The organism is Sphingobacterium sp. UBA7253, from assembly GCF_002472745.1.
GTDB classification, from domain to species: domain Bacteria; phylum Bacteroidota; class Bacteroidia; order Sphingobacteriales; family Sphingobacteriaceae; genus Sphingobacterium; species Sphingobacterium siyangense.
The window spans coordinates 457-17,543 of record NZ_DKSP01000245.1; the positions used below are offsets into that span (position 1 = coordinate 457).

At 39.6% G+C, this 17,087-nt stretch carries 8 protein-coding genes; 6 read left to right on the top strand and 2 right to left on the bottom strand.

The annotated features are described in order from the left end of the window. A partial coding sequence (locus B2X72_RS25605) for a hypothetical protein (protein ID WP_286852030.1) occupies nt 1-1,035 on the top strand: 1,035 nt, incomplete at its 5' end. Nucleotides 1,036-1,046: 11 nt separating this feature from the next. Here the strand turns inward: B2X72_RS25605 and B2X72_RS25610 are convergent. After that, nucleotides 1,047-2,972 (bottom strand): LTA synthase family protein, encoded by a 1,926-nt coding sequence (locus tag B2X72_RS25610; protein ID WP_145328333.1) that lies wholly within the window; start codon nt 2,970-2,972, stop codon nt 1,047-1,049. A 4-nt stretch (nt 2,973-2,976) separates the two neighbouring features. Continuing rightward, nucleotides 2,977-4,641, bottom strand: a complete 1,665-nt coding sequence (locus B2X72_RS25615) for an LTA synthase family protein (RefSeq protein WP_286736839.1) — start codon at nt 4,639-4,641, stop codon at nt 2,977-2,979. A 503-nt stretch (nt 4,642-5,144) separates the two neighbouring features. Here B2X72_RS25615 and B2X72_RS25620 point away from each other — a divergent pair. From B2X72_RS25620 to B2X72_RS25640, 5 genes are all read left to right on the top strand, one after another. Next, nucleotides 5,145-7,781, top strand: coding sequence for a valine--tRNA ligase (locus B2X72_RS25620; protein ID WP_145328334.1), 2,637 nt, complete (start codon nt 5,145-5,147; stop codon nt 7,779-7,781). Between the two features lie 441 nt (nt 7,782-8,222). Beyond that, the gene (locus B2X72_RS25625; RefSeq protein WP_232475613.1) at nt 8,223-8,564 is read left to right on the top strand and encodes a DUF4342 domain-containing protein; all 342 of its coding nucleotides are present in this window, start codon (nt 8,223-8,225) and stop codon (nt 8,562-8,564) included. A 20-nt stretch (nt 8,565-8,584) separates the two neighbouring features. Further along, on the top strand, nt 8,585-8,959 hold the full coding sequence (locus tag B2X72_RS25630; protein ID WP_075994106.1) for a DoxX family protein: 375 nt from the start codon (nt 8,585-8,587) through the stop codon (nt 8,957-8,959). A 379-nt stretch (nt 8,960-9,338) separates the two neighbouring features. Continuing rightward, the gene (locus B2X72_RS25635) at nt 9,339-14,624 is read left to right on the top strand and encodes a translocation/assembly module TamB domain-containing protein (protein WP_286852033.1); all 5,286 of its coding nucleotides are present in this window, start codon (nt 9,339-9,341) and stop codon (nt 14,622-14,624) included. Further along, nucleotides 14,596-16,920 (top strand): BamA/TamA family outer membrane protein, encoded by a 2,325-nt coding sequence (locus B2X72_RS25640; RefSeq protein WP_244294493.1) that lies wholly within the window; start codon nt 14,596-14,598, stop codon nt 16,918-16,920. The genes B2X72_RS25635 and B2X72_RS25640 overlap by 29 nt, the downstream gene beginning before the upstream one ends. Nucleotides 16,921-17,087 lie beyond the last annotated feature (167 nt).

The window sequence follows — 17,087 nt, forward strand, 5'->3', positions numbered from 1 at the left end:
TTACTCGCTGTAATGACATTGTTTGCCAACATGGCAAATCCAATGAGCCCCCATAGTATAACAGGACAGCTTGTTCCTGCCGCAAAGCTGAAAGTCACCAATGAGCGTATTGACATTCATCTTTTGGCAGACACTGCTGATTATAATTCGGACTATCGCAGTCACTTCAGCATTGTCTATAACATCCATGCAGAAGAGGCTATCGAATTGCCACTGGTATTTCTCGCTTTAAATATGGACGGATTAGATCGCATCCTTGTCAATCAGAAAGAAATTGAAGGAAAAAAAATGGATCAGCCCGGTTCAAAATTTCCCTTTTTACGTTTAAAGGATGGCTATTATGAAATCAGCTACGACAGCGATGAATGGAAAAGTATTTCGCTGAATGATGCATTTCATTTTACCGCTAAGCTTCACAAAGGTGATAACAGCATTCAGGTTCAATACAGCGCTTATATGGGCTATGACCGACGGGATATTCGGACCAGATACCAAATTGACTACCTCCTATTCCCTTCCAGGTACTGGTCGTCTTTTGGCCCGATTGAACTGTATCTGCACCTCGACGGGAAGATGGATGTACTTACACAGGATCTGGGAACAGCCAAATTACAAACAGATTCCATTGTTCACTGGAGAATTGATCAGGTAGAAAAGAAAGAGAGTTTTCATATTGAAGTTGGCTTAAAAACCTCCATGTTAGCACAAGCAATTCTTTGGGTACATCCCGAGCTGCTCGCCCTGATCGGGTCAATATGCCTGCTATGCCTGCATATCCGCTGTATTTATCTAAAATACAAAACTGGCCGATACCGCTATGCACTCCTACTTGGAAATCTAATCATTCCAAGCTCTTTCTACTTCTTCATCTGGTTTTGGTCCAGTCTGGCCAACTATCTTGTCAATGGAGTCTTTGACGAAAAGTCCCGCGGTTTTATCCTGTTGGTCATCTTTACCTTACCCCTGATCTACCTCGTCTATGATTTGGTTTTGTTTATTATCGATAGAAGCATTCGCGCTAAATTGAACAGGTAGAAAACCGGCTGCTATTTTTTATAGGTCAGCTTGTTTTCAATCATACGGTTGTTATATTGCTGGATAAAAGCTTTCATCTTGGTCTCCATCGTATCCAATACCGCTGGATGTTGTTTTAACAGATCCTGTTTCATCAAGCGGTCCTTCTTAAGATCATAAAATGAAGTCACTTTCAGTCCATCATAAGACATCATATAATCTTTATAGTAGAGATTATAGCTCCCTGAGTTATTATTAAGCACAAAATTATCCTTACCCGGTTTGAAGGCATCTGAACCAAATGCGAAATAAGGCTCATCATAGTGCAGATAATTCAAAATAGTAGGCATAATATCTATTTGCTGTACCAGTTTATCCGCTTTGCCAACTAGATTATCACCGGGTGCATAAAATATTATAGGGATTTGGAAGCCCCCTGCTGCCGTTTGATATTCCGGCAGGTAGCTTACAGTAGCGTGGTCTGCACAGATAACAAATACGGTATTCTTGTACCAGGGCATTTTCGATGCTGTTGCAAAAAATTCACGCAGCGCATTATCGGTATATCCAATGGGTTCCTGTACCGGCAAAGGTCCTTTAGGAAATTTCCCCTGATACTTTTCAGGTACCTTAAATGGGTGATGCGAAGATAAAGAGAAGAAACTAGCGAAAAATGGCTGATGAAATGTGTTGACCTTATTCGCTACAAATTGCAAAAACGGTTCATCCCAGATTCCCCATATACCATCAAAGTCAGCGTCATTGTTATATTCGTTTTTACCAAAATAATGCTGGATACCCGCCAGTTTCATATAAGCGGAGAAGCCCATGCTGCCATTGGGTGCTCCGTGGAAAAAAGCCGTCTCATATCCCTTTTCCCCTAAAAGCTTCGCTAAGCTTGTGGTTTCATTTCCAGAATATATCGAAAGCACAAAAGGCTCACCAATGGAAGGAATGCCGGTAATGACTGATGGTAAAGCATCAATTGATTTACGGCCATTGGCATAAGTATCTGTAAATGTGTAAGCATTGCGGATTAATGAATCCAAAAAAGGCGTATAACCTTTGTATTTTCCACCTTGGATATCTTTATTCAACTCACCAAAATGTTCTTTTGCAAAACTCTCTAAAATCAGAACGACGACATTTTTCTTCGCAAAGGGCTGGTCTGATTGCGGTACATGAATAGGATTGTATAACTGTTCAAGCTCTTGTTCGGAATAATAATGGACAGGTTTAAGATTAACAGCCTTCAATGTTTTCAATATACTAAATGGCGTATTCAGCACAATATTCATTTCTTCCGGTGTCTCCACATAATCACCCGCATTGCTCAATGTAATGGGACGGGTACTATGGGCCCAACCGCCACGCACACCACCTATGAAAAGAAAAGCAGTCAGTAAAAATAAAGGCAATTGGATCAAAAATGACTTCCAGCTATATTTCGTAGTCCTTTCAATCTGAATAAGCTTATACGATTTAATCAAACCATACACAACCAGTACCAACACTATAATGAGATACCAATAATCCAAACAGAAATCAAAAGCCAGCTTCATCAGGTTGGATTCATTGGAAAATTGGTCAATTACCGTTCCTGTCGTCCTTTTTAGGGTAAATGGATAGTAGGCAAAATCAATCAGATTTAACGCTATACCAATTGAATTGGTCACGACAAAGATCCATTTTGCAACTTTTTGATAGATTTTATTCGATTTAAACGGACCTGGAACAGTCAGCATCACAATATAAAGAATATTAAAATACAGTAGGGCTACAATGTCGAATCGTATACCACCCGCAAACATCACCAAGAGCTTACCTGCATCGACATGAGGAAATAAGGAAGCATTGACGCCATAAAACCCCAATCGCAATAACGCATAGATGACTAAAAGAAAGATAAAACGAATTGCGACAGCAAAATAAGGTGCAAATACTCCTCTTAATTTCATAGCTCTAATATTTTAAAAATTCACGATATACGTCTTGATAATACGCTTTGCCAATATTCAATAAGCTGTCTGTTTTGCCAGCAGGATATTCCTTGTTGGATCTGTAATTGATAATTCTGCCTACATTATCGAAAGAAACCGCCTGTTGTGGGGTAATCACACCAAAGGCATCCTTCGAATTGTAAAATGCAATTTGAGGCGTCGTCGGATTAAAAAGATCCCGGCTCCAATGATAACGATCTGTAGGGAGTTTCAGTTGTGTCAATAAGGTAGTCGCCAAATCCGTTTGATTGCCGATTCTATTGAATATTTTCCCACGATATTCAGGTTTGATCACATCACCGAAAAAGATCAGCGGAATATGAAAGCGATTGGGGTGAAATAGCTCCCATTTTTCTGAAGGAAGGCGATGTCCATGATCAGCCACAATTACGAAAAGGGTATTTTTATACCAAGCTTCCTTTTTAGCTTTATTGATAAAATCAAAAACAGCTGAATCCGTATAGTTTGCCGTACTTCGGAATTTATCCGCATTGGTAGCATTGCCAAATTTATAGCCGTGTTTTAACTCAAATGGTTCGTGATTAATTAAGGTAAAGATCGTCGAAAAGAAAGGTTGTTTTTCTTTTTTAAAATCCTTGATCATCTGATTAAAGACCACATGGTCATATACACCCCATGAGGCACGTTCTGCATCCAATCCAAAATTGGCGTTATCCACCACCCTAGACATCCCATGCGTCAGCATATACGATTTAAAATTGTAAAACTCGCTCTGACCACCATGATAAAATGATGTTTCATAGCCGGCATGATCGAACTCCTGTCCAATGGCAGGCATATTTTCATGTTTGTCGATATACTTGATAATACTCTCGGGTCCTTGTGCCGGAAAACCGCTCAAAACCGCTACCATGCCCTTATCGGATCGATCAGCAGCAGAATAAATATGGTCAAACAAAATACCGCCTTTAATCAATTCTTCCATGTGTGGCGTAATTCCCTTTTCCCCGCCAAGAGACTGAATGAGATCGCCGACAAAACTTTCCAACATAATAATAACGACATTCGGACGAGTCGTTGACAATACCTCAACGGCAGAATCAGGTTGGCTTTGAAAGGCAGGTCGTAGCTTGTCCTGAATATCCTTCTGATCCGCGTAATAATTATAGGGGTTTTTTAGCTTGGTACTTTCGGCAAAGAAATCCCGTAAAAAAGACCATTGGGTATTAACCGCTGCATGATTATAAAACGTTTCCTCGGAATAATAGGCTTTACTAGGGTTTAGTGTCGCTCTCCCATAACCACCGCGAATAAACGTGAAAAGTACAAAGACTCCGATTGCCAGTTTGAAAAAATTACCTACAGGAGATTTGATATTGAAAAAAGAGACTTTTTTAAACATCCAGCGGTACAGAAAATAACCACAGAATATACCGATCAACATCCCAACGATGGGGAGAAACACCGGCGTGGACTCAGCCGAAGCTACGGCTCCCGAAGGTGAGGCAAAAAATGCATCGATGGCACGTTTAGAAATTTTGTCACCCCATTCCCGGTAGATGTTAACATTGATAAAGCTTGTCACAAAGAACAATACCAGGACAATAATGGTATAGATATCCAGGATCAGCCGTTTGGGTTTCAGTTTTGGGAAAAAACTTAACATGCAATACACAAGAAACGGCAGCGCACATATATAGGAAACAGCAGAAAAATCCAGGTTCAAACCGTGGTAATAAATTCTGAAAATCTCCGTAAAATTCGAAAAACCTATTTTCTCAAAAAAAGCAGTAACAAAAATCAATCTATCTATAAAACAGATAATTAACCAGAACAGAAAATACTGTGTTAAAGCTCTAAGCTCATTAGCAAATCGTTGCATCCCTTCGTGTAAAAATAAAACAGGCAAATTTACATTAATTTACATGAAATACGGGCTAATTACTTAGTAATATGAAGAAAAGATTAAAAAAGTATAAATCCTGCGTTATGCTTTACACCACTTCAATAACCACCTCTTCTGCTTAGGAGGATCTTCAATAAACTTATTGCTTAGCCTTTATTCATAACTTCTTTTTGTTTGAGAACAAGATCAATGGATTACTAAGGAAAATAACATAGAATTCCTTACTTTTGTGTTCCTTAAAAGTTTGAATACAAAAATTTAAAATGAGCATAGCGAAAACTTACAATCCAAAAGAAGCTGAAGAAAAATGGTACAGCTATTGGAAAGCGAATGGATTTTTCCGTTCCACCCCGGACGAACGTGAACCTTACACGATTGTGATGCCTCCTCCGAATGTCACGGGAGTATTGCACATGGGGCATATGCTGAATAATACCATTCAAGACGTTTTGATTCGCCGCGCACGTATGCAGGGAAAAAACGCTTGTTGGGTACCGGGGACCGATCACGCCTCCATTGCCACTGAAGCTAAGGTCGTCGCTATGTTGAAAGAACAGGGAATTGACAAACGATCTTTATCGCGTGAAGATTTCTTAAAACATGCTTGGGAATGGAAGGAAAAATACGGTGGTATTATTCTAAAACAACTCGAAAAACTTGGCGCTTCCTGTGACTGGGATCGTACACGTTTTACCATGGATCCGGAGCTATATCAATCTGTTATCCGCGTATTCGTCGATCTTTATCATAAAGGATTGATTTATCGTGGTTACCGCATGGTCAACTGGGATCCTGAAGCAAAAACAAATATCTCAGACGAAGAGGTTATTTATAAAGAGAAAAACGGCAAATTATACCACCTGAAATATCAGGTTGAGGGAACAGATCAATATATTGTTGTGGCGACTACCCGTCCTGAAACCATCTTTGGTGACACAGCCGTGTGTATCAATCCCAATGATGAGCGCTACACCTGGTTAAAAGGAAAGCAAGTCATTGTGCCGATCGTTGGTAGAAAAGTGAACATCATTGAAGATGAATATGTCGATTTGGAGTTTGGTACAGGATGCCTTAAAGTTACTCCAGCGCATGATGTGAATGACTACGCACTAGGTAAAAAGCACAACCTGGAATTTGTCGACATCTTTACCGACGAAGCAAAACTAAACGACAATGGCCTGCATTACGCCGGTATGGATCGTTTTAAAGTCCGCAAGGAAATCGAGAAAGAGCTGGAGGAAAAAGGATTATTGGAGCAAGTTGAAAACTATACCAATAATGTTGGAACTTCAGAGCGAACAGGTGCTGTTATTGAGCCTAAAATCTCTAATCAGTGGTTCCTTAAAATGGAAGACTTGGCAAAACCTGCATTAGATAACGTCATGGACGATACCATTAAATTTCATCCGACGAAATTCAAAAATATTTACCGCAATTGGATGGAGAATGTTACCGACTGGAATATCTCAAGACAATTGTGGTGGGGGCACCAAATACCGGCTTATTTCTATGGCGATGGAAACGAAGACTTTGTGGTTGCACAAACGGTTGAAGAAGCCCTTGTTTTAGCGCAGGAAAAATCAGGTAATACAACGCTTCAATTGACCGATCTACGTCAAGATGAGGATGTGCTTGATACCTGGTTTTCAGCTTGGCTATGGCCAATTTCGGTTTTCAATGGCATCAACGAACCGGAAAATGCAGAAATCAACTACTATTACCCTACGCAAGATTTAGTCACTGCCCCAGACATCATTTTCTTTTGGGTAGCACGTATGATCGTTTCAGGATATGAATTCCGCGGACAATTGCCTTTTGAAAATGTTTATTTCACGGGTATTGTACGCGACAAACTGGGCCGTAAAATGTCTAAATCACTGGGCAACTCTCCTGATCCGATTGATTTAATGAATGAATATGGTGCAGATGCTACGCGGATGGGAATGTTATTGACTGCTCCAGCAGGTAATGACCTTCCTTTTGATGTAGAACTTTGTGTACAGGGCCGTAATTTTGCCAATAAGATCTGGAATGCATTCCGCTTGGTTAAAGGCTGGGAAATTACAGCTACTCCAGCTTCGGATTCAGATAAGATTTCGGCATCTTGGTTTGAAGCAAGGTTAAATCAAGCCTTGGTCGATATCGAAGAAAACTTCAAACACTATCGTTTATCAGATGCATTGATGACAACCTACAAATTGGTATGGGATGACTTCTGTGCCTGGTACCTTGAATTAGTGAAACCGGCTTATGGCTCCCCTATTTCTAGCGAAACCTTAGCAACAGTAAAATCTTTTTTCCAACGTATACTCACTTTAGTACATCCTTTCATGCCTTTCCTAACAGAAGAATTGTGGCATGACGAACTGTTCGGTGTGAAAGACGAGAAAGATTGCATTATCGTAGCCCCTTATCCTACAGCGAATGATTTTGATGAGCAGCTTATAAAAGATTTCGCTATCGCTCAACAGATTATTTCGGAAGTTCGGAATATTCGCAATTCTAAAGGTATCTCCCCTAAAGTTGCTTTACCATTAGCGATCAATCAACAATCGGACGTCAACCTGGAGCAATATATTGATATCATCACCAAGATTGCAAACTTGGAAGGCGTAACTTTTGTTTCTGAGAAAGTAGCTGGTGCCGCAAGTTTCCTTGCTGGCAAAGACGAATGTTATGTTACGTTGGAAAATAATATTGATGCGGATGCTGAACGTGAGCGTATCGAGAAAGAATTGGAATACCTAAAAGGCTTCCTTGTATCTGTAGACAAAAAGCTTTCCAATGAACGGTTTGTGCAAAATGCTAAACCTGAAATTGTTGAAAACGAAAAAAGTAAAAAGGCTGATGCCGAAGCGAAGATTAAAATTCTTCAAGAAAGCTTAACAGCATTAGGTTAACAGTTACGCTATAAATCTCGAAAAGTCCCGTGCAATGCACGGGACTTTTTTATGTTTAACGAGCGATCAAATTCGGTGATCATTCGGTGCTTGTTCGGTACTTCTTCGGAGCTCGTTCGGTGCTTCTTCGGTGCTTCTTCGGTTGCCAGCGAATAAGCTCCGTTAAATATCCGAAGTATATCCGATAAAAAAACGTATTAAGAGCGAATTTGATTGACAATTGTACCCCACGAAGAGCACGAGCTTTCACGAAAGAGCCCAACAGACGACTCAAGTAAATTTTGATCCGTCATGCACAGGCAATATATAGGACAAGGATATACGATAAAAACTTTTGAAACAAGAAGCAAAGCGCTTTGCCCTATTCCAAAATAACCCTACAGTTTATAATTAACCAAAGATCAACCATGCTGATAACTTTATATAAATTCCTGTAAAAAAATGAATAACTTTATAGGAGCGAACTTAAATTATATCATTATGGGATTCAAAGAGACATTTCAGATTAACGGTGAAAACCTTTTACAAAAGATCAAAGAAATCATTGCTGAGGGCAATGTGAGCAAAATCAGCATTTCGGACAAACATGGCAAAGAAATCATGAGCTTTCCAGTAACTGTTGGTGCCATAGGCTTGATCTTAGCACCTGTTTTTGCTGCAATCGGTGCTGTAGCCGCATTGCTTACAGAATGTACGATCACCGTAGAACGAAATACAAACAAGGAAGAAAAAGACAAAGAAGATAACAGCACTGATCCCCCTACAACGATAACCGTAAAATAATCAATTTAAAATTGACCGTTATGAAGATCTTTAAAAATATACTTTGTATTTTATTTGCCTTGCTATTCATCAATGCAGGGCTGGATAAACTTTTTCATTATATGCCTACGCCACCAATGGATATGGACATGAAAAAAGTATTTGAGGCTTTTGCCACGATCAAATGGCTAATGCCACTGGTTGGAATCATCGAACTCTTGGGCGGTTTATTGTTTATTTTCCCAAAAACGAGAACACTGGGTGCACTGGTCATCTTCCCCATACTCATTGGTATTTTTACCCACAACATGATTTTTTACAGCCAAATGGGACTAATTATTTGGGCTGTACTTTTCATTATTTGGCTATGGGTGGTATTCGAAAACTGGGGCAAGTATAAAAAACTGATGGAATAATTGCTTATATTCTTCTCCAAACGAATATCGAGCAGGATAATGCATCTATTAAATACCTATTACTTTGACAAATTGATAGGTATTTAATGTTTTTATTAACATAAAATTAAAAAACAAAAAACTTTGTACGACTAGAATGGTTTGGTCAATTATTTGATGTGTTTTTAGAACATTCCCACGATAAAATGATTTTATACAAGGGAAATGAAGAGCTGTCTAATATTTGCTAGCAAGTATAGTACATAAATTAAACTTGCATTTACACGCAAATTTACCTTAGTTTGCTGAAATCGTGGCGATATACGTTATATATCTGAAAACTTAGCAAACTTTTTTCCGTTTTAATTTTTATTAATAGATACTTAAATCAAATTATACGTTGAACAGATTTACCCGAATTGCTTTCAAAACAATATTGTGGATTATTGGAGTAATAATTGCGCTGGCTATTTTAATCGTATTTTTAATCAGAATACCCTCCGTTCAGAATTATATTGCTGGAAAAGTAACACACTATGTGGAAGGTAAGATCGGTACCCCCGTTAAAATTGGCTACATTAATATTGATTTCCCTAAAAAACTGGTTTTAGAGGACATCTATTTAGCTGACCAAAGCAAGGATACCTTAGTAGCAGGAAAAAGCATAGCTGTCGATATCAACATGCTAAAACTTCTGAAAAATACCGTTGAAATTCAAAGCATTGAAGCAGAAGGAATCACCGCAAAAATCCGCCGTACATTGCCGGACAGTTCATTCAACTTTGATTATATTGTTAAAGCTTTCGCTTCTCAAAAGGAAAGCAAACCGACTGCAGACAGCAGTTCAGCCCTTCTATTTAACCTTGATAAGGTCAAATTTGATAAATTTCATATTGTCTATGCCGATGATGTTATTGGAACGAGTGCTGATGTTTACCTGAACAGCCTAAATACCAACGTCAAGAAGTTCGACCTCACAAAAAACATGGCTTTCAATCTGCCCAAAGTGAAGATAGATGGTCTGAGTGCCACAGTGAAACAATGGCGACCAGTTGTTGATGGCACGGCACCCACGGTCAAAGATTTTGGCATTACAGATAAAACGGCACAAGTAACCACCTTGCTTCCCGATGTCGGTATACAGATTGCTGACCTGACCAATATCTTAGTGCGCTATGAGGATCAATCCAGTCTGCTGAATACAAAATTTTATATCAAAAATCTTCATGCAGACATTAACAAGATCGACCTTAACAAAGAACTTGTCGATATTCAAACGATCAATCTTGACGGTTCAGACAATAATGTGCTCTTTGGAAAGATCCAGAAAAAAGTAAACACAGAAGCGAAAAACACCGCGGATACCACCAAAATAAACTGGGTTGTCTCAGCCAAAGAAATCCAAATCAACAATACAAGCTTAGCGTATAGAGACAACAATCAGGCCCGTATGAAAGGCTTTGATTACTTCAATATTAAGATCCCTGGAATGAAAACCAGTTTAAATGATCTTTACTATAGCGCCGATTCGATCAGCGGATCATTAAAAGAGCTTGTAGCCTCTGATCATTCCGGGTTTGTGATCAAGCAATTGAAAGGGGATTTTAAGTATACAAATACCGGCGCGGAGATCAAAAACCTGTACGCAGAAACACCACGTACCCTACTGCGTGATTACTTAAAAGTAACCTATCCATCTTTGGATATTATTGCCCAAAAGCCAGAGCTGATCTATGTCAATGCAACGATCAAAAAGAGCCACGTAGATATGCGCGACATCTACTATTTTGCTCCTTTTTTGGATACCATGCAGGTGATGAAACCATTGATGGACAAAAAGTTTAATATTGATGGTCGCGTTGTGGGTAAGGTAAATGATTTAAATATTCCGGCAATTGATTTCCAAACCCTGTCCAATACACGTGTCATTGCAAGTCTGCATTTAAAGGGTCTACCCAACGTCGATAAAATGTCAATGGATCTTAATTTAAAGAAATTGACCACAGGACGTTCGGATATCGAAAAGCTGGTTTCAAAAAAAATGCTTCCTAGCGGAATAGAGTTGCCCAATACGATCGGCCTTACCGGAACTTTTAATGGTGGGATGAATGCCTTTAACACCAATCTTTCGCTGGTAACAGAGAAAGGAACAGCCAAGTTCAATGGTAAAGTAGGCATGATAGGTCGCGATACAACCTATGATGCATTTGTGAGTATTCGTGATTTTGACATTGGTAAGATCATGAAAATGGACAGTACATTAGGCATACTTTCATTTGAGGGAAAAATCAAAGGTCATGGAACAGATCCGAAGAAACTTGTCGCCAATTTTGATGGCAAAGTAAATCGAATGGATGCGATGGGTTATCGTTATCAGAATATCGATATGAATCTCACTGCCGATAAAGGTGATATCAAAGCCTCTGTGGTTAGTCCCGACCCTAATATTCAATTGAAGTTAAATGCAACGGCCAACATGAAGTCCAAATATCCGCAGGTGGATTTTGAGCTTATGGTAGATACCATTAATCTTAAAAACTTAAAATTAATGGACGACGATCTCAAATACCACGGTAAACTTGTGGGCAATTTCAGTTCAGCCGATCCGAATTTTTTAAATGGGGAGGCACATATCACCAATTCATCCATTCTTTACAACGACGCATATTATACTTTAGACAGCATTTCACTTGTTGCAAAAGCCGATACCAGCCGCAATTTGCTGCTACTCAAATCAGACTTTTTGAATGCCCATTTGGTCGGAAAATACAAAATTTTAGAGTTGCAGAATGCCATTCAAGACATTTTACAGGTATACTACCAGCCGGGAAAAGGTGTTAAAGTTCCCAAATATGAGCCTCAGAATATTGAGTTTTCCGCCCAATTGACCAGGACTAAATTTGTAAAGGATTTTCTTCCAGAACTAACGGAAATGTCTGATATTACGTTGGATGGTATGTTCAATAGTCAGTCAAAAACTATTCTTGCGAAATTGGATGCCCCTAAAATCACCTATAGTGGCACCGAAATCAATAACATCACCTTGGATATTAATACCTTGGACAGTACACTTTACTACTCGGCCTTGATCAATAAAATCAAGGTGAGCAATATCGAACTGGTGAATACAGTCTTCAGTGGTAAAGTCATTCAAAACAATTTGGATTTTGGCCTTTGGATTAAAGACAAGAAAGAGAAAGAGCAGTATCATTTGGGCGCCAATATGCGCGTTGATAATGGAGCGTTTGTTTTTAGCCTACTTCAGGATGGCCTTATGCTGAACTACGACAAGTGGACGATAAATCCAAACAACGTGCTCAAATTTGGAAGCACGGGTATTCAGGCCAATGACTTTATCTTAAGTAATAAAGGACAAGAGCTGAGTATATCATCGCAGGATAGTGTGCTCAATTCGCCACTCAACATTGCCTTTAAAAATTTCCGCATTGAGACATTAAGTAAAATGCTTGAAAGTGAAACAGTCGATCTTGGCGGCGGGATTAATGGTCAGGCAACCATATCACGTTTGGAAAGTAGCCCTGTCTTTGTATCCGATCTGGTGATCGACAAATTCTATATTGGACAAGATACTGTCGGGAATGTCAACATAAAAGTTAACAATGAAAAGGAAAACACCTATAATGCGAATATCAGTATCAGTGAAAATGGCAACAATGTCGTATTAAGTGGTGATTTTATCAATCCTCCAAAGGGAGAAGCAACCCTGGATTTCACCTTGGATATTGCGCCACTCTCCATGCAGACAGTTCAGGCATTCAGTTTGGGTTATCTAAAAGACTCGAAAGGAAATCTTGAAGGCCAGTTAAAAATAACGGGATCACCATCCAAACCACTCATTAACGGCGATGTGAAGTTTAAAGATGCACAATTCAATATTGCTATGTTGAATGCACTTTTCAAAGCTAAAGATGAAACCATTCATCTGGATGAAAGGGGTATTACTTTCCCTAAATTTGCATTAGAAGACAAGAAAGGAAATATTGCCAAGGTAACAGGATCCATAGAAACCAAAACGTATACTGATTTTGATTTTAATCTCAATATCAATACGGACAATTTTGAGGTGCTCAATTCAACACAAAGCGACAACGATATGTTCTATGGTAAAATGTATCTTACCTCGAACCTTCGCATTCGGGGAAATCTTGATAAGCCTATCGTTGATGGTACAATCAAGGTATTAGATGATACCGATTTCACCTTTGTTATGCCAAACGAAGATCCCGGGATGGCCGATCGTAAAGGTGTTGTCGAATTTGTTGATAAGAGTGATACCACAAGAGCCAACGTATTTGCAAAATTAGATTCGATGACCGTAACCCGTCTGACGGGAATCGACGTAGATCTGAATCTTCAAACGGATAAAGATGCCAAATTTAAGATCCTCTTGGATGCCGGTTCACAGGATGCACTGAATATCCAAGGAGAAGCGGAACTGAACGCAGGCATTGATGCGAGCAGCAAAATTACCTTGTCAGGTACATTTACCGTAGACAAAGGGAGCTATTCATTCAGTTTTGGTCCCGTAAAAAAAGATTTTACATTCCGAAAAGGAAGTACGATCACCTGGAACGGAGATCCCTTGGATGCGCAGCTTAATATCACAGCGGCATACACAACCAAAGCTCCAACGCTGGAGCTTGTAGCGACGCAACTGGGATCAGAAAACGCTAATTTATACAAGCAACGTATTCCTTTCAATGTCTTGTTGAAGATTACAGACAAATTGTTCCAACCGCAACTGAATTTTGATATCGACTTGGACGAAAACAACTCCGTTGTTTCCCAAGATGTGATCAGCAAAGTAAATAACGCATTGACCACCTTGCGTGAAAATCCATCTGAACTTAACAAACAGGTCTTTTCACTCATCGTTTTAGGACGCTTTATGTCGACCAATCCATTTGAAAGTTTATCCGGTGGGGGCGGCACAGAAGCCATTGTCAGAAATAGCATCAGTTCATTCCTGAGCGGTCAATTGAACCGCCTTGCCTCCGAGCTTATCACCGGAGTAGAACTGGATTTCAACTTAACTTCGGAGGAAGATTATGCTACTGGAGCGGGCCAAACCCGAACAGATCTGAATATCGGTGTATCTAAAATGCTTTTAAATGATCGTCTAAAAATTACCGTTGGTTCTAATTTTGAGGTTGAAGGAAATACACGTCCGGGAGAAACCGCCAACAATATTGCTGGGGATATCCAATTGGATTATCAACTTTCGCAAGATGGCCGTTATTTTGCACGGGTATATCGTAAAAATCAATATCAGGTTACGCTCCAAGGCCAATATGTAGAAACAGGTATCGGATTTATCATCAATATGGATTACAACAGGTTCCGGGAAATCTGGATGAGTTCGAAAAAACTCAAAGCGTACTATGACACGAATAGCAAAGGTTTCAGAAAACGTTTTGATGTGGAACGTATGGAAACCGATTCAGTGTATCGTGATAGCGTACGCACAGTCATCAGAGATAGTTTGATGACCCATAGCCCTGAGTACAGAAAACGTATGGAGGAAAGAGAACAAGAGAAACGTAAACAACAGTTGGACTCCAGTAAAAACACGCCGAAAAGCGATAGTCCAAAATCAACTATAGATACCATCAGAACGACAGCTATAAAAAATGAAGATGAGGAAAGGAGTTATCATGCAAGCTAAACTAAAGTATATTGTTGGAATAGTTTCATGCGCTGCATTTCTAGCATCCTGTTCTTCAACCAAGAATCTGAAAGAAGGAGAAAGCTTATATGTTAAAGGCAACGTGATAATCGATTCGGACACCATCTCCAAGGAAAACAAGGAAAAGATTGCGACGCATTTAGAAGCGGCATTGATGCCCAAACCCAATAAACGTCTAGCTGGCGTACCATTCAAGTTGTACTTCAACAATATGGCCGGCGATTCTGTAGGGAATAATATCATTAAAAAATTTTTCAAGAAAATTGGTGAGAAACCGGTATTGTTGAGCGATGTCAATCGCGAGTACAATGAAAATCTACTGCGTAATCGTCTGGAGAATTTTGGTTTCTTTAATGCTGAAGTAAAATCCGACACTTTAGTTGAAAACAAAAAAGCAACGGTTAATTATACGGCCAAGCCAAATTTTATCTACCGAATAAGATCTGTTCAATTTGATATTGACAGCACCACACAGCTGGGTAAAGATATTCGTTCGAGCTCCGATCAAAGTCTCTTACAGGTGGGCAAAAATTATAGCCTTGATGTTATCCTAAATGAGCGTGACCGCATCGACAATGACCTCAAAAATAAAGGGTATTATTATTTCAGCCCTGATTACATCCTGGTTCAGGTAGACAGTTCACACCGGAACAACAAGGTCGACATGTATGTTACTGTAAAGAAGGAAACACCGGCACAGGCGAGGGTACCGTCAAAGATCAATAAAATCTACGTTTACCCGAACTACACGGAAACAAGCACCGGTTATCAGCGATCCACCCGTAACGCGGAACTATATGATAGCAGCTACTATTTTATAGACCGCCAGCATCTTTATAGAAAGCCTGTTATCGCGAATCATATCTTCTTCCACCCCGGCGACGTCTACAACCGTAATGCCCACAACCAAACCATCAGCCATCTGGTGAATCTCAATAGCTGGAAATTTGTCAAAAATAACTTTGTTGACAGCAAAGAAGTTCCCAATGCACTAGACGTCTACTACTACTTAACCCCATTGCCAAAAAAATCACTCCGTGTGGAACTTTTGGGAAAAATGGCTTCGGTATACAATGGTACAGAAGTTAATGTCAACTGGACTTTACGCAACGCATTTAAAGGCGCAGAGCAGTTAAGTTTTAATGTATTCGGTGGTTATGAAACCCAGACCGGTGGATCAGCTGACCTCAATTCGAGTTATTACCGTTACGGGATGGAGGCTACACTGACTTTCCCGCGGATATTGTCCCCTTTTGGAAGGATTTCTCCTACGCGACGTTTTATTCCGAAGACTTATGTCAAAGGCCGCTATGAATTTTTAAATCGCCGCAAAGCATATACCTTAAATTCCATCGCATTGGATTACGGTTATATCTGGCAGGAGTCTGAAGAGAAGCAGCACGATCTTGCGTTAATGGAGATTACCTATGTTCAGCCTAAAGGTATTTCTGAAAACTACCAAAAACAAATGGATACTATTCCGGCGTTAAGGCACGCAATAGATCCACAATTTACGATTGGCCCAAATTATAACTTCACGTTTCAAAATACGATGAAGCAGCATTTGAAAAATACATTTTATTTCAAAGGCAACCTGGACCTCTCGGGGAATATACTCGGTTTGATAAAAGGAGCTGATTTCAATAAAGGGAAAACGTTCAAATTGTTCGATGCTTATTTCTCCCAATATATCAAGATCAGTGGCGATGGCAGACACTATCTCAAATTGTCGGAGAATTCGCAGCTTGCTTCTCGGGTCAGTTTAGGATTAAGCTATTCCTATGGTAACTCTCGGTCACTTCCCTATTTAAAACAATATTATGTGGGTGGACCTAACAGTATCCGTGCATTTGGTGCTCGTGCAATTGGACCAGGAACAGTTGCCCCTGAAAAATTAAGCAACGGCCTCTTCTATGCCGACCAGACCGGTGATATCAAATTGGAACTTAACACAGAATACAGAGCTAAATTAGCAGGCTTTGTTCATTGGGCAGCATTCATTGATGCCGGGAACGTGTGGTTGCAACGGGATGATGTCAACAAGCCGGGTGGTAAGTTCAGCAAGAACTTTTTAAATGAATTAGCCGTCGGCGGTGGAGCTGGATTACGCTTCGACTTTACGTTTTTGATCATTCGTACAGATATGTCCATACCTTTCCGCATTCCCTATCTTCCAAAAGGAGAACGTTGGGTATTTAAGGATATCGACTTTGGAAGTTCAAAATGGAGAAAGGATAATTTGATGTTCAACCTAGCCATCGGCTATCCGTTCTAGGATTTCAAATTTGATTTTACACGATAGAAATAACAGGCTTGAACGAATTTCAGGCCTGTTATTTTTTTTTGCTATTTTATAAAAGTCATCGATTTTGGAGGGGTCTATTTCTTATGTCAAAAAACAAGTTATTCCCGCTAAATACATTGATTTACTGACAATAATTG